The sequence below is a fragment of the Kitasatospora aureofaciens genome, from assembly GCF_001188955.3.
Classification (GTDB): Bacteria; Actinomycetota; Actinomycetes; order Streptomycetales; family Streptomycetaceae; genus Kitasatospora; species Kitasatospora aureofaciens.
Window position 1 is genome coordinate 320,155 of the sequence record NZ_JPRF03000054.1, and the last position, 20,812, is coordinate 340,966.

Genomic DNA, 20,812 nt, shown 5'->3' on the forward strand with positions numbered 1-20,812 from the left:
CCTCAACCAGGACGGCGCTCGGTCCCCTCGCCCACCGGAAGGCGCTCGACGCGGATCGCCCGGCGCGGCAACGCGGCCGGCAGCGACAGCACCAGGGCGGCGGCGGTGAAGAGGACGAAGTGCTCGCTCTCGATCCCCGTTCCGGACCAGCCGAGTTCGGCATGGCGGTGTTCGGCGAAGGCGTTGCAGCACAGCCATGCGGACATGCCGACCACCGGCGCGGCCAGCGGCCGGGAGAAGCCTCCGGCCAGTGCGGCCAGCCCGGTGTACGCGATGTACGGGAACCAGCCGGCGTGGAGCTCGCCCAGCCGGCCGAGGCCGAGCGCGAGCGCACCGCCGGCGACCAGGGCCACCGTGCCGGACACCGCGACCGGCAAGCGGTCGAGGACGGGGCGGTAGCGACGGCCGCCGGGGCGGGCCGAGTACATGCGCATGGTCCTGTCCCAGCTTCGCCGCAAGTTCGTTCGACGCCACCCAACCCGACGGCCACAGGCCCGCAGCCCACCCTTGACGGAATCCTGACGCCGCCGCCCGAGATCCCAACGCGGTCTTGACGCCCCGGGTCGCCGACCAGCCCGGTCCCACGGCATCAGGCCACCGCTCGGGCCAGGCTGATCACGTAGGCGGTGCCGCCGCCAGGTGCCTCCTCGACGGTCAGCTCACCGTTCATCGCTTCCACGAAGCCCCGCACCACCGCCAGGCCCGCCGGTTCCCGGGCGGGATCCTCGTGGACGGTCATCCGGACGTCCACCCGCCCGGCCACCACACCGGCGTCGACCACCGCCCCCGATCCGGCCGCCCCCCAGGCCAGGACGTCCGCGAACACCCGTTCCAGGAGCCCGGCGTCGGCGAGCACCCGTGGCAGCCCCGGCTCCAGGTCGACCCGAACGCCCGGTACGCCCTCGGCAGCGGACCGCACCACCTCGGCCACCACCGTCGGCCGCAGCACCACCGGCATCACCCCGGCCCGCAGCCGGCTCAGGTCCAGCAGGTTGGCGACCAGCCGCTCCATCCGCTCCACCTCGGCGCCGACCCGCTGCCCACCCGGGCCCGGCATCCGTTCGGCCTCCTGGCGCACCGCCGCCAGCGGCGCCCGCAGGTCCTGCCCGACGGCCTCCAGCAGCGCGGTGTGCAGCGCGTCGGTGTGCGCGAGCACCTCCGCCGCCGACGCCTGCGCGGCCAGCCGCTCACGCTCCCGTGCCAGCTTCAGCTGGGTGACGTACGGCCCGAGCAGTCGGGTGTCCTCCTCGTTGAGCGGTGCGCCGCGAAGGACCAGCACCGCGTCGTCGCCGAGGTCGACGGAGAAGGACGCCTCGTCGGGCCGCAGCGGCACCTCCGCCCCGGCCGAAGCCGCCGGTTGCCAGAGCGCGCCCGTACGCACCAGCACGGCAGCCGCGTCCAGCCCGAACACCTGCCGCAGCTCCGCGACCAGATCGGGCAGCACCCGCGGCCCCGACTCCACCGTCTCCCCCGCCAGCCTGGTGAGGACGGCCGCCTCCGCTCGCGCCCGGCCCGCCTGCTGCGAGCGCCGCGTCAGGCCGTCGATCAGATGGGAGATCACCCCGGCCACCGCGAGGAACACCAGCAGGGCCGCGACGTCCGCGCCCCGATTGACCGTCAGGCTGTGCCAGGGCGTGGTGTAGAAGTAGTCCGCCGCCAGCGCCCCGGCCGCCGTGCTGCCCGCCGCCGGCAGCAGCCCGCCCAGCCGAGCCGTCCCCGCCACCACCAGCAGCAGGCACAGCAGCACACCGGACAGACCCAGCGAGCCGCGCAGCGGCGACAGCGCCCACGCCAGAGCAGCCACCCCGACCGGACCGAACAGCCACGCCATCCGGCGCCGCCGGACCGGGACCAGTGCCGGGCGCCGACGCCGGGGCGCGGGCGGCACCGTCAGCAGCCCCGGCTCCGGCGGCGGCAGCACCCGCACGTCGATCGGCCCGGCCAGCCGGATCACCCGGTTGATCACCGAACCGGAGACCAACTCGCGCAACCGGCTGCGGCTCGTCGGCCCCAGCAGGATCTGGGTGGCGCTCTCCGACCGGGCGAAGTCCACCAGCGCCCGGGCCGGGTCACCGCCGCTCACCTCCACGTAGCTGCCGTGCAGCTCCCGCAACAGCGTCCGCTGCGCCGCCAGGCCCGGCGGCTCACGCTGCGCCGTGCCGTCGTCCAGCCGGACGTGGACGCCGATCAGGTCCCCGTGCACCCGGGCCGCCGTGCGGGCTCCCCGCCGGATCAGGTGCTCGCCCTGCGGGGCGCCGTTGAGGGCGACCATGATCCGTTCCTTGGTCTCCCAGGGCGCCCGGATGCCGTGCCGGGCCCGGTAGTCGGCCAGCTCCTCCTCCACCCGGTCCGCCAGCCACAGCAGCGCCAGCTCCCGCAGGGCGCCCAGGTTGCCGGCCCGGAAGTAGTGGTCCAGCGCCACGTCGATCCGGTCCGGCGCGTAGATCTCGCCCTGCGCCATCCGCGCGCGCAGCGCCTGCGGGCTCAGGTCGACCAGCTCGATCCGCTCGGCCGCCCGAACCACCTCGTCGGGGATCGTCTCGCGCTGCGCGACACCGGTGATCTGCTCGACGACGTCGTTGAGGCTCTCCAGGTGCTGGATGTTGAGCGTCGTCGCCACGTCGATCCCGGCGTCCAGCAGCTCCCGCACGTCCTGCCAGCGCTTCGCGTGCCGCCCGCCGGGCACGTTGGTGTGCGCGAGCTCGTCCACCAGCGCGAGAGCCGGGCGGCGCGCCAGCAGGGCTTCCACGTCCAGCTCGGTCAGCTCCGTCCCCCGGTACGACACCGGCCGCCTCGGCAGCACCGGCAGGTCACCCAGCTGCTCCTCCGTACCGCGCCGGCCGTACGTCTCCACCAGGCCGACCACCACGTCCAGCCCCTCAGCGCGCAGCCGCCGCCCCTCCCGGAGCATGGCGTACGTCTTCCCCACCCCCGGCGCCGCCCCCAGGAACACCCGCAGCTTCCCGGTCACCGCCGCCTGGCCACCTCCTCCGCTCCCACGTCCATGCTCCGTCCTTCGGGGTCGACCGGCCCTACCCGACATGGACACGGGGACGTCGGGAGCGGTCCGGCTCCGCTTCCCGCAGCACCTCGCGGGTGACCGGGGCGACCTCGCCCTGTCCGAACAGGAAGAAGCGCAGGAAGTGGCCGACCGGGCCGCCTTCGGTCCACTCGAAGTAGATGTGCGGGATCTGCCCGGTGCGGTCCCGGATCGTCAGCAGCAGGGCCGCCAGGGCGTTCGAGACGCTGGTGCTCTCCAGCGACAGCACCCGGTAGCGGTCGTGGAGCACCTCCCCGCGCACGGTGAGCACCGACTCGAACTCGGACGGGTCCCGGACCGTCACCTCGACGAAGACCAGGTCGAGGTCGGCCGGGATGTCGTGGTGCGCCCGGATCTCCCGCTTCTTCTCCTGGTACTCCGCCAGGTCCCGGCTGTTCGGCTCGTTGGCGATCAGCCGCATCGGCCGGTGGGTGTAGTCGCGGACGAACCGTTCGGCGGCCTCGTCCAGTACCACGGCTGTGACCCGCAGCTCGAAGGCCCGCTTGAGCCGGGACAGGAACGAGACCAGGACGATCCCGCCGATGAAGCAGGCGCCGATCTTCACACCGTCCGGGCGTTCGGCGATGTTCGCGCCCGTCGTGTACAGGAAGACCGCCGCGATCACGGCGAAGCCGATGGTCCAGCCGCGCTGCCGGGCCCTGTGGGCGGCGATGGTGACGGCGATGGCGGCCGAGGAGATCAGCACCAGCACACCGGTCGCGTAAGCGCCGCTCTGGGCATCCACGTTCGCGTCGAACAACCACGTCACCAGGAACCCGATCAGCGTCAGCACGATCACCATCGGCCGCACCGCCCGCGCCCACTGCGGCGCCATGCCGTAGCGCGGCAGGTAGCGGGGCAGCAGGTTGAGCATGCCGGCCATCGCCGAGGCGCCGGCGAACCACAGGATCGCGATCGTCGACAGGTCGTAGACGCTGCCGAAGGCGCCACCCAGGTTCTGGTGGGCGAGGTACGCGAGCGCCCGGCCGTTGGCCTGCCCGCCCGCCTCGAACGCGGCCTTGGGGATCAGCACCGTGGTGATGAAGCTCGTCGTGATCAGGAACGCGCTCATGATCACGGCGGCGGTGGTGAGCAGCTTGCGGGCGCCCCGGATCCGGCCGACCGGCTTCTCCTCGGTGTCCTCCGGGTCGCCCTCGATGTGCGGCATCACGGCGACGCCGGTCTCGAAGCCGGACAGGCCCAGCGCCAGCTTCGGGAAGACGATCAGCGCGACGCCGATCATGGCGAACGCGTTGCCGTGCTCGGTCGTGAGCGCGTCGGACCAGTCCGTCACCACGTGCGGGGCCTTCAGCACGTGCCAGATCCCGTTCACCACCACGACGACGTTGAGCGCCAGGTACACCCCGACCAGGACCACCGCCAGGCCGATCGCCTCGCTGAAGCCCTTCAGGAAGACGGCGCCGAGCAACGCGACCAGCAGCAGGGTGATCAGCATCTGCCTGCCGGACAGCGCACTGTGCAGGCTCGGGTTCTCCACCAGGTGCGCGGTCGCGTCCGCCGCCGACAGGGTGATGGTGATCATGAAGTCCGTCGCCGCGAACCCCAGCAGCGCCAGCACGAACAGCTTCCCCTGCCAGAACGACAGCAGCCGCTCCAGCATCGCGATCGACCCCTCACCGTGCGGACTCTCCTGCGCCACCCGCCGGTACACCGGCAGCGCGCCGAACAGCGTCACGATCACCAGCACGATGGTCGCCACCGGCGACAGCAGCCCGGCCGCGAGCGCCGCGATACCGGGCTGGTAGCCGAGCGTGGAGAAGTAGTCCAGACCGGTCAGGCACATCACCCGCCACCACCGCTGGCCCTTGTGCTCGACCGGCGCCTCCGCATGCGGCCCCGGATACTGCTTGGCCATGTCGGACAGGCCCTCCAGCAGCCACGCCCGGAACCCCGTCCGCCGCGCCGACGCAGCCGCACCCGACGAACTCACCCTGCGCCCCTGTCCTCGTCCCCGAACCCGGCGCCACCGAGGAGGCGGCAGGGCGAAAGGCTAAGCGAACAACCGCTCCACCCCCGGTATCCGCTCGCCCGATATCGCCCCATTGGTCCAACGCAATCCGGGGCCCGGTGCTCGGCCGGCGCGGTGCAAGCTGCTACCACGACCCCGGCTACCGCGAGGGCTTCGCCCTGGAGGGCCGGGCGCGCCGTCCGCTACGTCCGGTGGTCAGCAGGCTGTCCGGCTCCGGGACCAACCCTGCCGGGTGAACCGGTCAGCCCTGGACGCCGTCGAAGGCGACCGCGAGGTGACGAGGCCCGCGCAGCAGTGGGTTCGGCCGGTAGGGCGGGGGGTCTTCGACGAGCCGGGGGTTGGCCAGCCGACGAGCCAGCTCGGTCAGCGCGATCTGGGCCTCCAGCCGGGCGAGGGGGGATCCGAAGCAGTTGTGGATCCCGCCGAGGAAGCTGAGGTGCTGGTTGTCCCTGCGATCGGGGTCGAAGCGGTCGGGGTCGTCGAAGCGGCGCGGGTCCCGGTTGGCCGATGCCAGGCCGAGCCAGACGGTCGAGCCTCTGGGGATGACGGTGCCCTTGACCTCGATGTCGGCCAGGGCGACGCGTGGGAGCGCCAGATGGACGGGGGGCTCGTAGCGCAGCAGTTCCTCGACCATCGGGACCGCGACCTCGGGTTCCTTGACGAGCCGTTCGAGGTGTTCGGGATACCGGAGCAGGGTGAGCATCCCGTTGGTGATGAGGTTGACCGTGGTCTCGTGGCCGGCGATCAGGAGAAGTACGGAGGTGCTCGCGAGTTCGACCATCGACATCTGCCCGTCCGGGCCGTGGTCGGTGGCGAGCGCCGAGAGCAGGTCGTCACCGGGGCTGCGGCGGTGCTCTTCGGCGAGTCCGGCCAGGTACCGGCCGAGCTCGGTCCTGGCCCGCGTCCCGGCGCGCTGCCGCTCCTGGAGGTCCGCGCTCGGGGAGGGGTCCGCGGCGCCGACCATCGCGTCGGCCCAGACGTGGAACCGGGACTCGTCCTCTCGGGGGACGCCGAGCAGTCGGCAGATCACGGTGACCGGGAAGGGGTAGGAGAAGTCGTCGACGATGTCGACGTGGTCCTTGCCCTGGAAGCCGTCGATCAGGCCGGAGACGATCCGGTGCAGTTCGCCCCCCATCTCGTGAACCCGCCTCGGGGTGTGCGGCGGGCCGAACGGACGCATCGCCATGCGTCGCAGCCGGTCGTGCTCGGGCGGGTCGGTTCTGATCATGGAGGGTGGAAGGCCCGCCTCCTCCTCCGCCTGGAGCCCCCCACCGTCCCGCGCGACGAGGTTGCGTTGATCCGAGCTGATCCGCGGGTCGTGCAGCAGGCTGCTGATCTCGTAGTAGCCGCCGACCAGGTACGACCCGTCGTCCTGGCGGGCCACGGGTGTCTTGCGGAGTTCGGCGTAGAGCGGGTACGGGTTGGCGCGGTTGGCGTAGTCGGTGATCTGCTGGAGCAAGGTGCCCGGCGTCATGGAACGGTCTCCTGAGGTGTGGGCGGGCGGTCAGGCGCGTGCGGGGGTGAACTGGACGCGGCGTTCGTTGGGGTCGTGGCCGGTGAGGGTCACGGTCGCGCCGTGGCTGGGCAGGGAGGGGTCCTGGAACCCCGCCGGGACCGGTCGCATCCCGCCCGGCTGCCGGTCGACGGTGGCGTAGTCCGGCGGGAAGGGTGCGCGCACCTCGATCTGCTCCCGGTAGAAGTCCAGCCACTTCGCCTGGTCGAAGGTGACGGCGGCGACGATGCGGCCCTGGAAGCCGTAGACGGCGACGAACCGGCGCTCGGCGAGCGAGCCCTGGGTGATGACGATCTCGTCCCCCATGTTGGGCACCCCGACGGACTTGATGTTGACGCCGAACTGGGAGGACCAGAAGGTCGGCACCCACAGGTGGGCCCGGCGGTCCGGGCCGACGTTGATCATGTTGTGCGCGGCGACCCCGGCCTGCTCGACCGCGTTGCCCCAGTGCTCCAGTGAGAGGAACTGGTACCCGAACAGCGGGTGGGGCGAGCGCGCGACGTCTCCGGCGACGAACACGTCATCGGTGACGATGCCCTGGACATCGAAGGCACGGCAGCCCGCGTCACAGGCGATCCCCCGGGGCCCGGCGGCCAGGCCCGATCCGGCCAGCCACTCGGTGTTCCGGGTGGCACCGAGCGCGATCACCGCGACCTCGACGTCCAGCGAGGTCCCGTCGGACAGGTGGGCGCGCTCGAGCCGGCCGCCGGAGTCGCCCTCCAGTGCCGTCACCATGACGCCCGTGCGCAGGTCCACGCCGTGCTGGCGCTGCAGGTCCGCGGCGACCGCACCGACCACCCCGCCGAGGGCGCCCACCAGCGGCGCCGCCCCGCGTTCGGCAACCGTGACCTCCAGACCCCGCTCGCGACAGGCCGAGGCGATCTCGGAGCCGGTGAACCCGGCACCTACCACCAGCACCCGACTCGGCCTCGCCGACAGCCGCCGCTCCAGCCGGGCCGCGTCCTCGCTGGTGCGCACCGTGAAGACCCCGTCGAGGGCCGCTTCCGCCGCGTTGAACCAGGGCCGGGCCCGCACGCCGGTCGCGATGAGCAGGCGGTCGTAGTCGATCTCCTCGCCGTCCGCCAGGCGTAGCCGCTTCGCCGCCAGGTCCAGCCCGGTGGCGGCCGTACCGAGCCGCCACTGCGCGTTGACGCTGTTGCGCTGCGGCAGGGTGGTGGCGTCGGCGCGCGCCCGGCCGAGCAGGACCTGCTTGGACAGCGGGGGCCGGTCGTACGGGAGGTCGGGCTCGTCCCCGACCAGCGTGAGCGACCCGCTGAACCCGCCCGTGCGCAGCGCCTCGGCAGCCCGCAGTCCGGCCAGCGAGGCGCCGACGACGACGATCCGCCCGTCGCGCCGGAACGCCTGGACGACTTCGCCCACGGAGACCGCCATCTCAGGCCCCCACCGGCGTGACCCGAGCCTCGTCCGCCTCGACCAGGATCGCCTGGACGGGACAAGCGGCCGCGGCCCGTCGCACCTGCTCGCGGTGCGCCTCGGTGAAGGCGGGGTCGTAGAGAAGCGCTTCCTCGCCATGCATCTCGAACACGTCCGGTGCCAGGAACGCGCATTGCGCGTAGCCCTGACACCGGTTGAGATCGACGACAATCCTCATCCGCAGACCCTGCCCTTCCAACCACACCGTGACGACCCGATCGCACATCGCTACCCCCAGTAGTGAGGCATTCCTCCCCTGGGTGCATCGCGAGCCGACCGGACGGAGGACGGCCGTCACTCGCGTCGGCGGCCGAGCGGCCCCGTTCGGGCGGACTCGAAGGACTTCGGCCGTCACCGCCCCCGGCTAACGATGTGCGATCTTGAACTTGGAAGCGCCTTCACAGCTCCGGTAGAAGGCCGCGGGTCCGCTGACGCCGGAGTTGTCGGAATGGCTCTGCTTCCCCGAGCCGTTGAGGAACGTGCCACTGAAGTAGAGCGATTCCAGCGAGGCGCCATCAAACGCGGCGACCACCGCCTGGCCGCCGCGTTTGATGGCGCCTGCGGTGGTGAGGTCGCCCGACCGCAAACACCTGCGCCGCCCACCAAGCCCCGCGCGGACGAGCGGACCTGCTGGACCCCGAAGGAGGCGGCGGTTCCTGCGGCACAACGCGGAACAGTACGCCGACCGGCTGGCCGGCCTCGGCTGAGGAGCCGGCCCCAGCCTGGCACTGCCAGTGGTAGGCAGGCCGGAGGTAGGCACAGCCGGGTTCTGGCTGGTCAGCGCCGGTCGTACCAGGCTGGGACCATGACAACCGATACCGCCGTCGCGACGGCTCCGTCAGCCTCGGTCCGCATGACCGGCCGCCAGCTCACCGTCCTGGTGGTGCTGCTGGCCTCCCAGTTCATGATGGCGGCCGACTTCTCGATCCTGAACGTGACGCTGCCCCGGGTCGGTGTGGACCTCGGCTTCACGGCCGGGAACCTGCAGTGGATCACCACGATGTTCGCGCTCTGCGCGGCCGGCTGCACCCTGGTCTTCGGCCGGGTCGGCGACTACCTCGGTCGGCGCCGGATCTTCGTCGCCGGCATGGTGGTGCTCGCGGTCGCCTCGCTGATCGGCGGCATCGCCACCTCCCCGGCGCTGCTGCTGGTCGCCCGTACGCTCCAGGGCCTGGCCACCGCGGCCATCACCCCGGCCGCGATGGCGCTGCTGACCACCGCCTTCACCGAGCCCGCGATGCGCACCAAGGCGCTCGGGCTGAACGGCGTCATGATGAGCTCCGGCTTCACCGTCGGCTCGATCCTCGGCGGCGTCCTCACCGCACTGCTCTCCTGGCGCTGGGCCTTCTTCATCAACATCCCGGTCGCCGTGGCCGCCGTGATCGTGGTCCCGATCGTCGTCGAGGAGAGCCGCGCCGAGACCCGCGACCGCCTCGACCTGCCGGGCGCCCTGCTGATCACCGCCGGCCTGTTCTCCGGCATCTTCGGCATCACCCGGGCCGCCGAGTCCGGCCTGGACGCCCTCGCGACCGGCACCCTGGTGGCCGGGGCCGTGCTGCTCGCCGTGTTCTGGGTGGTCGAGGGCCGTACCGAGGGCGCCCTGGTACCGGTGCGGATCCTGCGTCTGCCGGACATCGCCCTGAGCAACCTCGGTGCGCTGTTCATCTTCGGCGGCGAGACCGCGATGATCTTCTTCACCGGCCTGTACGTGCAGAACGTGCTTGACTTCTCCTCGCTGGCAGCCGGACTGGTCCTGCTCGGGGTCGGCGCCGGCCAGATCCTCGGCGGCACCATCGGCCCGAAGATCGTCGGCAAGGTCTCTCCGCGCATCCTGCTGGGCACCGCGCTGGCGGGCCAGGGCGCGTTCATGCTGCCGATGGTGTGGATGACGAACGACTCGGTCTGGCTCGTCCCCGTGGTCGTCGCGCAGTTCGTCAACGGCGTCTTCTCGATGCTGGCGATGCTCTCCTTCATGGTGATCGCCACCTCGGCCGTCGACTCCTCGATGCAGGGCATGGCCACCGGCATGGCCACCCAGGCGCAGCAGGTCGGCATCGCCATCGGCATCCCGCTGCTGAGCGCGGTGTTCGCCGCGAGCATCGGCGACGGGGGCGGCGCGGCCGACGAGCTGTCGGGCATCCACCTCGCGCTGACCGTGGACGCCGGGCTGCTCATGGTGGCCGGCCTGCTGCTGTGGGCGGCGCTGGGGGGCCGGCGCAGCGCGCCGACCGCCGACTGATCCAGCCAGGCGAACCCCTGACCCCTGTTCAGCCCCGTGTGACACTAGGAGCGTGGAAAAACCAGTGAACACCGACCTGGGTAGCTACCTCAAGCGGATGCGCGAGCGGGTCCAGCCGGAGGAGATCGGGCTGGCGGTGCGCGGTGCGCGCCGGGTGCCCGGCCTGCGGCGCGAGGAGGTGGCGGCGCTCGCCGGGGTGAGCCCCACGTACTACACGCGGCTGGAGCAGTCCCAGACCGCACACGCCTCGCCGGCCATCCTGGTCGCGATCGCACGCGCCCTGGACCTCAGCCCGGACGAGGAGGAGTACCTGCTGAAGGTGGGCACTCCGGTGACCGAGCGGGAGCTGCCGGCCCGCCGGGTCGACCAGATCAGCCCGTACACCCGGATGCTGGTCGACTCTCTCGGGAACGCGGCGGTGGCGGTGCTCAACTACCGCTGCGACATCCTCGGCTGGAACTCGCTCTACCACCGGCTGTTCGCTCCGCACCTCGACTTCGACGCGCCGAAGAACGCGACGGTGCGGCCGAACGTGATCCGCCTGAACTTCCTCGACGACAACGTCCGCGGCCTGTACGTGGACTGGCCGCTGGAGGCCCGGTCGAACGTCTCGTACCTGCGGTTCATCGCCGGGAACCACCGGCACGACCCGCAGTTGGCCGAGCTGATCGGCGAACTGAGCATCAGGAGCGAGGAGTTCTCCAAGCTCTGGATCAGCCACCGAGTCGCGAACTGCACCGTCGGCACGAAGACCTTCGACCACCCGAGCGTCGGTGAGTTCGAGTTGATGTACCAGTCCGCCGACCTGGGCGACGGGAACATCCTGAAGTTCTACCACGCTGAGCCGGACAGTCCGCACGACGCGGCGCTACGCCTGCTCGCGGTGGACCTCGACCCGGTCCGCCGGTTCTGACGGGTCGGCACCGGCCGACCGGGGCCGACGAGCAAGCCGCCCGGCAGCGGGAGTCCGCTGCCGGGCGGCTTCTTCGTCGGGACCGTCGGACCGAGGTCCGCGGGCCCCGGCGACGGCCTCAGACGACCTGGAGGGCCGTCACTCCCCAGGTGAACCCGGAGCCGGCCGTGGCGAGCAGCACGAGGTCGCCCGACTCCAGCCGGCCGGCCCGTTCCAGGTCCTCCAGGGCGAGCAGCGGATCGGCGCCGCCGAGGTGGCCCTCGACCTCGTAGTTGAAGACGCTGCGCTCGTGCGGCAGCCCGAGCGTGTCCAAGAGCTTGACCTGGGTGTTCCGGTTGCCGTGGGTGACCAACAGGTAGGCCACGTCAGCCAGGCCGCGGCCGACGGCGGTGAGCACCTGCTCGGTCAGGGCGGTGAAGTTGGTGATGAACGCCTCGCCGAGGCCCTCGCCGCCCTCCCGGCGGAAAACCTTCACCTCGTTCTCCCGGACCTCGCCGTAGTAGAGGTCGACGAAGGTCGGGTCGGTGCGGTTGGCCGAGGCCAGCACCTCGTAGCGCGGCTTCTCGGCCGAGACGAGAACGGCCGCGGCGCCGTCGGCGAAGTTGAAGAGCTCGACCAGGCCGCCCGGGCGGTCGACCAGTTCGCTGAGCCGGTCGGCCACGACGACCAGCGCGTAGCGGCAGGCCCCGGCCTTGACCTGGTCGTCGGCGATCCGGATCGCGGTGGGCGCGGCGTTGCAGAAGTTGGACACCTCGTAGCAGTGCGCCTGGAGGATGCCGAGCTCTTGGGCGATCTTCGCGGCCGGCGACCAGAACGGGGTCCCCCACTCGCTGGAGCCCGCGTAGATCACCAGGCCGATGTCCTCGGGGGACACCCCGTTACGGGCGAGGACCTTGGCGGCGGCGTCCCGCCCGAGGCTCCACGAGCTCTCGCCCGGTCCGAGCGCCGAGAGCCGGCCCGCGGGCAGGATCTCGTTCACCTTGTCCTGGTCGCAGCCGGACTCACGGGCGAGCTGCTCGGCGGTGACCTTGCCGCTGCCGGTGGTGAGGGCGAAGTCTGTGATCCCCATGGTGGTCTCCGAATCGGTGTCGTGCTGGGCGGGCGGGGCGTGGCGGTGCCCCCGTGCGGCCAGCCACTGTTTCGGGCCGGAGCGCACGGGGGCAGGACAGGTGCCCGGGACCCGGCCGACGGGGGGGAGGCCGGGCCCCGGGGGTCCAGGGGGTGGGGGTTCGGCGGTCAGACGTACTCGACGACCGCGTGGGGGACGTACGGGGCTTCCAGCCGGGCCACTTCGGCGTCGTCGAGCTCGATGTCGAGCGCGGCGGCCGCGTCCGGCAGGTGGTGCGGCGCGGTGGCGCCGATGACCGGGGCGGTGACGGCGGGCTGCCGCAGCAGCCAGGCCAGCGCGATCCGGGCGCGCGGGACTCCGCGTTCGGCGGCGATCTCGGCGACCGCCCGGGCGACGCGCCGGTCGGCCTCCTCGGTCGGCCCGTAGAACCGCTCCTGGATCGGGTCGCCGGCCGTCCGGGCGGACTGGGCGTCCCAGTCCCGGGTCAGCAGGCCGCGGGCCAGCGGCGACCACGGGGTGACGCCGACGCCCTCCGCGAGGCAGTACGGGATCATCTCCCGCTCCTCCTCGCGGTTGAGCAGGTTGTAGTGGTTCTGCATGCTGACGAACCGCGTCCACCCGTGCAGGTCGGCGGTGTACTGGGCCTTGACGAACTGCCAGGTGTGCATGGACGACGCGCCGAGGTAGCGGACCTTGCCCGCGGTGACGGCGTCGTGCAGGGCCGCCATGGTCTCCTCGATCGGGGTCCCGTAGTCCCAGCGGTGGATGATGTACAGGTCGATGTAGTCGGTGCCGAGCCGGCGCAGGCTCGCGTCCAGCTCACGCATGACGGCGCCGCGGGACAGGCCGCCGGAGAGCGGCCCCGGGCCCATCGCCTCGTACACCTTGGTCGCGATGACGACGTCCTCGCGCCGGGTCAGCTTCTTCAGGGCGCGGCCCAGGTACTCCTCGCTGGTACCCAGCGAGTAGATGTTGGCCGTGTCGAAGAAGTTGACGCCGAGGTCGAGGGCCTGGGCGATGAACGGCAGGCTCTCCTCCTCCGGCAGTGACCAGGGGTGGGTGCCCCGGCCGGGCTCGCCGTAGCTCATGCATCCGAGCGCCAGCCGGGACACCTTGAGGCCGGACGAGCCCAGCCGTGCGTACTTCACGTCGCTTCTCCTCGTGCGTGGCGGCCGGTCACTTGACCTCGGTCAGGCGGCCCCAGGAGGCGATGTCCTGGTCGAGAGGGATCTCCAGGCTGGCCAGGAACATCGCGGTCATCGCGCTGTGGCCGGCCAGGTGGGTAACCTCGGCGACCTCGTTCTGCGAGTAGTGCTCGCGCAGGCCCCAGAACGCGTCGTGGCCGGCCTTGTGCTGCAGGATGCAGTCGTCGACGTAGCGGACCAGGGCGGCGCGGGACGGCGGCATCTCCTCGAACCGGCCCTCCTCGATGTCCTCGATCTCGGTGTCGGTCAGTCCGGCCTTGACGGCCAGGGGGTAGTGCAGCAGGCGCTCGAACTCGCTGTCGCGCAGTTTCGCCACCCGCAGCACGATCACCTCGCGGTCCAGCAGGCTCAGCAGGCCGACGGTGAACGAACCGCCCAGGGCGAGGTGCGGACCGGCGGAGCCCTTGGTGAGCAGCAGCGCACGGGTCAGGTTGGACTGGAACTTCTCGTACACCTCGCGCTGCTCGGCGGTCATGTCGGCGACGTTGGTGAGGGTCACGCGGTCGGTCATCTCGGTTCTCTTCTTTCGGTGTTGCGGTGCGGACGGCCGTTCGGGCCGTTCGGGTTTCTCCGGGTCGTTCAGCTGGTCACGAGGGCCCGGGCCGGGCTCGGCAGGAGGCGCTCGTCCAGCGCCCGGTCGACCGCGCGGACGGCAGCCTCGGGCTCGCGGTCGTCGAGCTCGACGACTCTGTCCAGGTGGCCGTCCGGACGGACCACGAGCGCGCACGGTGTCGCGCCCAACTTGGCCAGTACGGGGCCCGGCGGGCGGCCGCCCAGGTCGGTGACCCGGGCGCGGTCGACGGCCTCGCCCAGCCGCTCGACCAGCTGGACCCACCGGTCGTAGCGGTACTCCAGGCCGGGCCAGAGCAGGACGGTGTAGCGGTCGACGGCGAGGACCGGTGCGGCGGCGCAGGCCCGCCAACCGAGCGGCAGCCGCTCGCCGGGGACGAGGCCGCGGCGCTTGGGCCGCGGGCCGTAGTGGGTGTCGACCTGGGCCAGCTTCGGTGCCAGGACGCGCTCCAGGAGCTGGGTGGCCGATCCGAACCGGTAGGCGATGTCCCGGCCGATGACCTGGTGCGGCTTGCTGTACAGGCCGATCCGGGCCAGCCGGGTGGACAGCCCGGCCACCGTCTCGACGGCGGGCCGGCGCTCCCGGTCGTAACTGGCCAGCAGACCGGGCCGGTAGTCGCCGCGCAGCACGCCCGCGAGCTTCCACCCGAGGTTCACGGCGTCCTGGATGCCGGTGTTGACGCCCTGGGCGCCGGAGGGGCTCATGGCGTGGGCGGCGTCCCCGACCAGGAACACCCGGCCGCGCTGGTAGGTGCTCGCCGACCGGACGTGCGCGGTGAAGACCCCGCTGAACTTCATCTCTCCGAGCCGCCGCTCCCCGGGAACCCGCTCGGACAGCAGCCGCTCGAAGAACGCCCGGTCCGGCTCGCCCTGGTAGCCGTCCGGCACGCTGGCACCCACCCGGAAGATCCCGCCGCCGAGCGGGGCGAGCACCATGTTGCCGGTGCGGGTGAGGTAGTAGGCCGCCTCGCTGCTGGTGGTCTCGCCGACCAGCTCGGCGTCGGTGATCGCCAGCCGGGTGCGCATCGTACGACCGGCGAACTCGAAGCCGAACGCCGGGCGGACGGTGCTGTTGTAGCCGTCGGCACCGACCACGTAGTCGTACGACCGGGAGGTCGACGTGCCGTCGGGCCCGCGCAGGACGCAGTGGACGGTGTCCTCGGACTGCGTGCCCTCGACGAAGGCGTGGTCGTAGCGGATCGTGCCGCCGAGGGCTTCGAGGTGCTCCTCCAGCACGGCCTCGGTGCGCCACTGTGGGATGGTGATGGCGAACGGGTAGCCGACGCCGCGCAGCCGGTCGAACCGGACCAGGCCGACCATCTTCTTGTTGGAGTAGTAGTTCATCTGGTCGAAGTAGTGGCCTGCCGCCACCAGCTTCTCCCCGACGCCCACCCGGTCGAGCAGCTCCAGGATCCTCGGCCAGAGGATGGTGGCACGCGAATGCGGGCTCTGCCGGCGGGCGTTGGAAATCACATCGGCCTGGACGCCGTGGCGCAGCAGCTCGGAGGCCAGGACCATGCCGACCGGCCCGGCGCCCACCACGAGCACACGCGGCTGTCCGTGCTCCTCGGCCACCGCTCAGCCGCCGATCTCGGCCAGCCGGTGCACCCTGGCCGGGGTGCGGAAGGCACCGTCGACCGCGGCGAGGAACGCTCGGGTGTACTCCTGCTTCATGTGCAGGTCGATGGCCTCCTGGTCGGCCCAGTCCTCGACCAGGACGACCGTGTGCTCCTCGGCCTCCGACCGGAAGACGTCGAAGCGCAGCGCGCCCACCTCGCGGCGGGTGTGCCGGGCCAGTTCCTGGAACGCGGCCAGGGTCGGCGCGAGCCGCTCGGGGACGAGGTCGAAGGTGACGACGATCTGGATGGTCATGCCGGGGTCCTTTCGTTCGGGGTCGGCGAGGACGCCGCGACGGGCCCGTCCTCGCATTCGTGCGGGGCGACGTCCCAACGCCACCCCTCGATCTGGAGCTCGCCGTCCGGGGAGAGGACGGCGTCGAGGCCGACCGCTCTGCAGTTGCCCACCATCGCGCCGTGCGCGCCGCCGGGAAGGCCGCCGCGCAGCAGGTTCAGGACGCCGCCGTGAGTGACCACCAGGACGGGTCCGTCGTGGTCGGCCGCCACGAGGCCGCGCAACGCGGCGAGGAAGCGGCGGTGGGCTTGTGCCCCGGTCTCGCCCCCGGGCGGCCCGTAGTCCGGATCGGTGAGCAGCCGGCGCATGGCCTCCGGGTCCTCGGCGGCGTAACGGGTCCGGTCCAGGCCGTCGACGGTGCCCAGGTGCCGCTCCCGCAGGCCGTCGAGGGTGGACAGCGGCAGGCCGAGCCGTTCGGCGGCGGGCCTGGCGGTCTCCACGGCCCGTACCAGCGGGGACGCGTGGACGGCGGCCCACCGGCCCGGCGTCAGCCGCTCGGCCGCCGCCCGCGCCTGGCGCCGTCCTTCGGCGTTGAGCGGGGTGTCGGCTTGGGACTGGAAGCGGTTACGGGTGTTGAGGTCGGTCTCACCGTGGCGTAGCAGGACGAGGCGCACGACGGTCGACCTCAGGCGGCCGCGCCGAGCGAGCTGATCATCTCGGCGGCCTCGCCGACGGTCTGGCCGGCTTCGAGGGCCCCCTCCTGGATGGCGATGCCGAGGCGCTTCTCCAGGATCAGGGACATCTCCAGCAGGGTGAGCGAGTCCACCGCGAGCTCGTCGAAGGCGACCTCCGGGGAGACATCCTCAGCGGGCACCTCGTACTTGGTGGTCAGGATCTCGATGATCATCTCGGTGACGGTCCCGGTCATTCGTGGTCTCCTCGTGCGTGTTCGTGGTGTTCGTGCGTCGGGGTGGTGGCCGGTCGTGCGCGGTGGTGGTGCCGGGCTCAGCCCGGGGTGACGGCGGGCCAGGTGAGGGTTGCCGCCCCCCAGGTCGCGCCGCCGCCGAAGGCGGTCAGGAGCACCCGGTCGCCGGGCGTGAGCCGGCCGTCGAGAGCACCGTCCGCGAGGGCCAGCGGGATGGAGGCGGCGGAGGTGTTGCCGACCCGGTCGATGTTGAGGACGGCCCGGTCGGTGGGAACGCCGAGCTGGTCGGCGACGGCGTGGACGATCCGGACGTTGGCCTGGTGGGCGACGATCCGGTCGACGTCGGCGACCTGCCACCCGGTCCGGGCCAGGACCTCCAGGGAGGACTCGGTCATCCGGCGCACGGCGGTGAAGAACACCGACTTCCCTTCCATCCGGAAGTAGGCGTCCTCCGGGCGGGGCGGCCGGCCGCTGGTGCGCTCCTCGGAGCCGCCTCCGCGGACGGTGATCAGGTCGGCCATGCCGCCGTCACTGCCGAGCCGGATCTGCCGGACCGCGCCCGGCTCGTCCGGCTGCCCGGCCCGCAGTACCACGGCACCGGCGCCGTCGCCGAAGATGGCCCTGGTGGAGCGGTCTTCGGGGTCGAGGATGGTACTGAAGGTCTCGGCACCGATGACCAGCACGCTGTCGGCGTGTCCGGCGGCGATGGCGGCCGCACCGGCCTGCAGCGCGTAGAGGAAGCCGGAGCAGACGGCCGCGACGTCGAAGGCCGGCACGCCGACCAGGCCGATCCGGGTGGCGACCGAGGGGGCCGTGGCCGGGCAGAGCCGGTCCGGTGTGGTGGTGGCGAGCACCACCAGGTCGACAGTGGTCGTCCCGGCGCTCTTGAGCGCCCGCTGTCCGGCCTCGACGGCGAGATCGCCGGTGGTCATGCCGGGGTCGACGACGTACCGCTGGGCGATGCCGGTGCGGGTGCGGATCCACTCGTCCGACGTGTCCAGCCGCTGCGCGAGTTCGGCGTTGGTGACCACCCGCGGGGGCACCGTGGCACCGACACCGGCCAGGACGGCCGCTCGGGTCACCGTGCCACCGCCTCGGCGGCCACCGACGGACGGCCGGCGGGAAGGCGGTGGGTGACGGCGGAGCGCACCTCGATGCCGGCCAGGTCGGCAACGACGGTCATGGTGCGCCAGGTGTCGCCGTTCAGCCTGAGCAGGTCCGGCTCGGTGAGCGCGGTGGTGACGGGCACCCCGCCCTCGTACGGGCGGTGCGGGCCGGACGCGGTCATCACGGTCTGGCGCATCCAGAGGGTGTCGCTGTCCTGACGGCGGACACCGTCCATCTCGTAGAGCATCACTTGGGCCAGCTGGAGCGCGGTCACGAAGGCGTCGACCATGGTGATCGACGGACCGTGGCCCGACTCCAGGCCGCGGGGGGCCGGACTGGCCGGCTCCTCCAGCTCGATGCCGAGCCGGGCGGTGGCGAGCAGCGCCCCCTGGTCCACCGCGACCTCTCGGATCAGCTGACGGCGAGTGGTGAAGCCGTGGTCGTAGTACCGGTCGGCTGCGGGCCCGAGGGCCTCGGCCGGGTTCGCGTACTCCCACTGGCCCGGACGCGGACTGCCGCTCCGGTGGACCAGCTCGCAGCGGACCCGCATGGTGCCGATCCTGCAGTCGATCACCGAGACCGACCAGCCGGGGGCACCGTCGAGCGCCTCCACGCGGCGGCGGGTGGCGGCCGCCTCCAGTTGGTCGAGATCCTCCTGCGGGCGGCTGCCCGCCGTGATCCGCACCTCGCGCAGCCAGGCCTCGCTCAGGTCGTCGCCACGCCGGTCGGACAGGCAGAGTTCGGCGAGCTGGGCGGCGAGCACCAGCCCGTCGACGGTGCTGAAGTGCGGCCGCAGGTCGCCGACGGCCTTGCGCGACCAGTCCGCCGGGTAGCGGACCCCGACGACGGCGCTGGCGCCGGCCACGCCGTCCGGGGTGCGGACGACCCGGATCCGGCTCAGGTCGTAGTGGACCCGCCGGAATCCCCGGCCGAAGAAGCGCCGGTCGCCGGGGCCGAGGTAGTCGTCGACCGAGGCCGGCGGGGTGTTCGCGACCTGGGTTGTCATCGGTTCTCCGTCCGTCGGGTGGCGTCCTGGGAGTGGCCGGTGCGGCGCCGGGCGGTGCCGCGCCGGATGACGCAGGTGAGCAGTGCGGTGCACGTCCGCTGCCCGGAGTCGTCGGTGATGGCGATCTGGTAGGAGGCCACCGACTGCCGTTCGTAGAGCGGGCGGCACTCGCCGGTCAGGGTGCCGGAGGAGACCCAGCGGTGGTGCGTGCAGGAGAGATCGACACCGACCGCGCTTCCGCCCGGTCCTGCGTGCACCAGTGCCGCCAGCGAGCCGAGGGTCTCGGCCAGCACCGCGTTGGCGCCACCGTGCAGGATGCCGATGGGCTGGCGGTTGCCGGTGACGGGCATGGTGCCGGTCACCCGTCCGGGTTCACAGGTCTGGATCTCGATTCCCATGCGCTGGGTGAGCTGTTCTAGTTCGTAATCGGTATCGACGGGAACTGGCCCGAGCGTCATGCGGGACATCACGGCATCCTTCCGCCCGCGGGCACGGGCACAGGAATGGCGGGAGCAGGCTGCTCTGCTGGATTGGAGGATTCTGGGAATTCGGCAGGCACTGCGTGGTCGACGGGGTTCGGCAAGGGCGACGCTGCCCGCGAATCCGGCCGTCGGACCGGCGCTGCGGAATCGAACGACTTCGAGTCAACAGGATCGACGGCGGACGAACAAGCGGGTGGCCGATAGCTGCCACGAGCTGCTCCGGACCGGCTGTTCCGGATCTGCCGACCCCCCTCCGAGCCGGACCCGCACCGGGTGCGCCGAGCGGAATGACGGCACATCAGGACCGGCTTGGCGAGCGGTCGTCGACTGTGGTTGTCTGCTGCTGCCAGGGCCGGGCGAGGGCGGTCGTCAACATCCGCCCGGCCAGTTGTCCGTTCACGAAGGGATGGTTCTGTCCTCCATGCAACACGTTTCCCTGGGAGCGCTCGCGGTGTCCCGCATAGGCCTCGGCACGATGTCGATGTCGGACTACTACACCGGCGCGGGCGATGACGACGCGGAATCCGTACGAACCATCCGGCGCGCACTCGACCTCGGGGTGAACTTCCTGGACACCGCGGAGATCTACGGTCCTTTCACGAACGAGGAGCTGGTCGGCCGGGCCATCGCCGGACGGCGCGACGAGGTGGTGCTCGCCACCAAGTTCGGCCTTGTCGCGCACGGCGGCGCCGGCCCGAACACGCTCGACAGCTCCCCGGCCAACGTCCGTGCCGCGGTGGAGGGTTCACTGAGGCGGCTGGGCACGGACCGGATCGACCTGTACTACCAGCACCGGGTCGACCCGGACATCCCGATCGAAGAGACCATCGGCGCGGTCGCCGAGCTGGTCCGCGAGGGCAAGGTGCGGCACATCGGCCTGTCCGAAGCCGGCCCGGAGACCGTCCGGCGCGCCCACGCGGTCCACCCGGTGACGGCCGTGCAGACCGAGTACTCACTGTGGACCAGGGATCCGGAGGCAGCACTGCTGCCGTTGCTGCGCGAGCTCGGCATCGGGCTGGTGGCCTACTCGCCGCTCGGCCGCGGCTTCCTCACCGGGACGATCCGCTCCGCGGACCAACTCGACGCGCACGACTTTCGGTTGACGACACCTCGGTTCTCCGGTGAGAACCTCGACGCAAATCTGCGCATCGTGGACGAGGTGGAGCAGGTGGCCGCGGAGGCCGGGGCTACGGCGGCCCAGGTGGCGCTCGCCTGGCTGTTGGCCCGGGGGGAGGACATCGCTCCGATCCCCGGGACCAGGCGCAGCGCCCGGGTCGAGGAGAACGCGGCCGCCGCAGCCGTCACGCTGACCCCGGCCCAGCTGGGGCGACTCGACACACTGAGGCCGGCGGTGGGGGCGCGGTACGCCGAACAGGACCTCGCCCGAACCGGCATCTGAGGGACGCGGCCGGGGCGGCCGGCCTCCGCCGCCCCGGCCGGACGGCGCCGGTCCCACCAGCCGACGGTC

At 72.1% G+C, this 20,812-nt stretch carries 19 protein-coding genes; 3 read left to right on the forward strand and 16 right to left on the reverse strand.

The genetic code is table 11. The features are described 5' to 3' along the window. Positions 1-2: 2 nt before the first annotated feature. The 6 genes from HS99_RS31430 to HS99_RS31455 all read right to left on the reverse strand — a co-directional run bounded on the left by HS99_RS31430 (position 3) and on the right by HS99_RS31455 (position 8,155). Positions 3-434, reverse strand: a complete 432-nt coding sequence (locus HS99_RS31430; protein ID WP_141763854.1) for a hypothetical protein — start codon at positions 432-434, stop codon at positions 3-5. Between the two features lie 155 nt (positions 435-589). Next, positions 590-2,971: a sensor histidine kinase gene (locus HS99_RS31435; RefSeq protein ID WP_030557268.1), complete on the reverse strand. Its 2,382-nt coding sequence runs from the start codon at positions 2,969-2,971 to the stop codon at positions 590-592. A 61-nt stretch (positions 2,972-3,032) separates the two neighbouring features. Beyond that, positions 3,033-4,916 carry an APC family permease gene (locus HS99_RS31440; RefSeq protein ID WP_223885933.1) on the reverse strand — a complete coding sequence of 628 codons (1,884 nt, stop codon included), beginning with the start codon at positions 4,914-4,916 and terminating at the stop codon, positions 3,033-3,035. Between the two features lie 355 nt (positions 4,917-5,271). Continuing rightward, positions 5,272-6,504 carry a cytochrome P450 gene (locus tag HS99_RS31445; RefSeq protein WP_030557270.1) on the reverse strand — a complete coding sequence of 411 codons (1,233 nt, stop codon included), beginning with the start codon at positions 6,502-6,504 and terminating at the stop codon, positions 5,272-5,274. Positions 6,505-6,534: 30 nt separating this feature from the next. Continuing rightward, positions 6,535-7,935, reverse strand: coding sequence for an NAD(P)/FAD-dependent oxidoreductase (locus HS99_RS31450; RefSeq protein ID WP_030557272.1), 1,401 nt, complete (start codon positions 7,933-7,935; stop codon positions 6,535-6,537). 1 nt (position 7,936) lies between these two features. Then, positions 7,937-8,155, reverse strand: coding sequence for a ferredoxin (locus tag HS99_RS31455; protein ID WP_030290600.1), 219 nt, complete (start codon positions 8,153-8,155; stop codon positions 7,937-7,939). A 627-nt stretch (positions 8,156-8,782) separates the two neighbouring features. Between HS99_RS31455 and HS99_RS31465 the strand changes: the two genes are divergently transcribed. After that, entirely contained in the window at positions 8,783-10,216 is a 1,434-nt protein-coding gene (locus tag HS99_RS31465; protein ID WP_030557275.1) for an MFS transporter, read from the forward strand. Positions 10,217-10,268: 52 nt separating this feature from the next. Further along, positions 10,269-11,129 carry a helix-turn-helix domain-containing protein gene (locus HS99_RS31470; RefSeq protein WP_050366489.1) on the forward strand — a complete coding sequence of 287 codons (861 nt, stop codon included), beginning with the start codon at positions 10,269-10,271 and terminating at the stop codon, positions 11,127-11,129. 118 nt (positions 11,130-11,247) lie between these two features. Here HS99_RS31470 and HS99_RS31475 read toward each other — a convergent pair whose 3' ends face one another. The 10 genes from HS99_RS31475 to HS99_RS31520 all read right to left on the reverse strand — a co-directional run bounded on the left by HS99_RS31475 (position 11,248) and on the right by HS99_RS31520 (position 19,329). Beyond that, on the reverse strand, positions 11,248-12,198 hold the full coding sequence (locus tag HS99_RS31475) for a 3-oxoacyl-ACP synthase III family protein (RefSeq protein WP_030557276.1): 951 nt from the start codon (positions 12,196-12,198) through the stop codon (positions 11,248-11,250). Between the two features lie 167 nt (positions 12,199-12,365). Next, complete coding sequence (locus tag HS99_RS31480; RefSeq protein WP_030557277.1) at positions 12,366-13,346, reverse strand: aldo/keto reductase; 981 nt, start codon at positions 13,344-13,346, stop codon at positions 12,366-12,368. A gap of 28 nt (positions 13,347-13,374) precedes the next feature. Beyond that, on the reverse strand, positions 13,375-13,914 hold the full coding sequence (locus tag HS99_RS31485; RefSeq protein WP_030557279.1) for a carboxymuconolactone decarboxylase family protein: 540 nt from the start codon (positions 13,912-13,914) through the stop codon (positions 13,375-13,377). A 68-nt stretch (positions 13,915-13,982) separates the two neighbouring features. Further along, on the reverse strand, positions 13,983-15,521 hold the full coding sequence (locus tag HS99_RS31490; RefSeq protein WP_050366490.1) for an FAD-dependent monooxygenase: 1,539 nt from the start codon (positions 15,519-15,521) through the stop codon (positions 13,983-13,985). A gap of 30 nt (positions 15,522-15,551) precedes the next feature. Continuing rightward, positions 15,552-15,845, reverse strand: a complete 294-nt coding sequence (locus HS99_RS31495) for a putative quinol monooxygenase (protein ID WP_030557281.1) — start codon at positions 15,843-15,845, stop codon at positions 15,552-15,554. Continuing rightward, positions 15,842-16,498 carry a histidine phosphatase family protein gene (locus tag HS99_RS31500; RefSeq protein WP_050366491.1) on the reverse strand — a complete coding sequence of 219 codons (657 nt, stop codon included), beginning with the start codon at positions 16,496-16,498 and terminating at the stop codon, positions 15,842-15,844. Before HS99_RS31500 ends, HS99_RS31495 begins: the two co-directional genes overlap by 4 nt. Before the next feature lie 11 nt (positions 16,499-16,509). Then, complete coding sequence (locus HS99_RS31505; RefSeq protein WP_050366492.1) at positions 16,510-16,752, reverse strand: acyl carrier protein; 243 nt, start codon at positions 16,750-16,752, stop codon at positions 16,510-16,512. A gap of 77 nt (positions 16,753-16,829) precedes the next feature. After that, a complete protein-coding gene (locus tag HS99_RS31510; RefSeq protein WP_030557286.1) occupies positions 16,830-17,831 on the reverse strand; it encodes a beta-ketoacyl-ACP synthase III in 1,002 nt (333 codons plus the stop codon). Further along, a complete protein-coding gene (locus HS99_RS31515; RefSeq protein WP_030557287.1) occupies positions 17,828-18,862 on the reverse strand; it encodes an AvrD family protein in 1,035 nt (344 codons plus the stop codon). Before HS99_RS31515 ends, HS99_RS31510 begins: the two co-directional genes overlap by 4 nt. Continuing rightward, entirely contained in the window at positions 18,859-19,329 is a 471-nt protein-coding gene (locus HS99_RS31520) for a PaaI family thioesterase (protein ID WP_030557289.1), read from the reverse strand. Before HS99_RS31520 ends, HS99_RS31515 begins: the two co-directional genes overlap by 4 nt. 436 nt (positions 19,330-19,765) lie before the next feature. On the opposite strand from HS99_RS31520, the gene HS99_RS31525 reads away from it, so the two are divergent. Further along, positions 19,766-20,743, forward strand: coding sequence for an aldo/keto reductase (locus HS99_RS31525; RefSeq protein ID WP_030557290.1), 978 nt, complete (start codon positions 19,766-19,768; stop codon positions 20,741-20,743). The last annotated feature ends 69 nt before the right edge of the window (positions 20,744-20,812 follow it).

Coding starts and splice junctions, on each gene's coding strand:
- HS99_RS31495 (WP_030557281.1), bottom strand. CDS start 15,845: ATGACCATCCAGATCGTCGTCACCTTCGACCTCGTCCCCGAGCGGCTC.
- HS99_RS31475 (WP_030557276.1), bottom strand. CDS start 12,198: ATGGGGATCACAGACTTCGCCCTCACCACCGGCAGCGGCAAGGTCACC.
- HS99_RS31505 (WP_050366492.1), bottom strand. CDS start 16,752: ATGACCGGGACCGTCACCGAGATGATCATCGAGATCCTGACCACCAAG.
- HS99_RS31455 (WP_030290600.1), bottom strand. CDS start 8,155: ATGAGGATTGTCGTCGATCTCAACCGGTGTCAGGGCTACGCGCAATGC.
- HS99_RS31485 (WP_030557279.1), bottom strand. CDS start 13,914: ATGACCGACCGCGTGACCCTCACCAACGTCGCCGACATGACCGCCGAG.
- HS99_RS31440 (WP_223885933.1), bottom strand. CDS start 4,916: ATGGCCAAGCAGTATCCGGGGCCGCATGCGGAGGCGCCGGTCGAGCAC.
- HS99_RS31430 (WP_141763854.1), bottom strand. CDS start 434: ATGCGCATGTACTCGGCCCGCCCCGGCGGCCGTCGCTACCGCCCCGTC.
- HS99_RS31445 (WP_030557270.1), bottom strand. CDS start 6,504: ATGACGCCGGGCACCTTGCTCCAGCAGATCACCGACTACGCCAACCGC.
- HS99_RS31520 (WP_030557289.1), bottom strand. CDS start 19,329: ATGTCCCGCATGACGCTCGGGCCAGTTCCCGTCGATACCGATTACGAA.
- HS99_RS31515 (WP_030557287.1), bottom strand. CDS start 18,862: ATGACAACCCAGGTCGCGAACACCCCGCCGGCCTCGGTCGACGACTAC.
- HS99_RS31450 (WP_030557272.1), bottom strand. CDS start 7,935: ATGGCGGTCTCCGTGGGCGAAGTCGTCCAGGCGTTCCGGCGCGACGGG.
- HS99_RS31465 (WP_030557275.1), top strand. CDS start 8,783: ATGACAACCGATACCGCCGTCGCGACGGCTCCGTCAGCCTCGGTCCGC.
- HS99_RS31525 (WP_030557290.1), top strand. CDS start 19,766: ATGCAACACGTTTCCCTGGGAGCGCTCGCGGTGTCCCGCATAGGCCTC.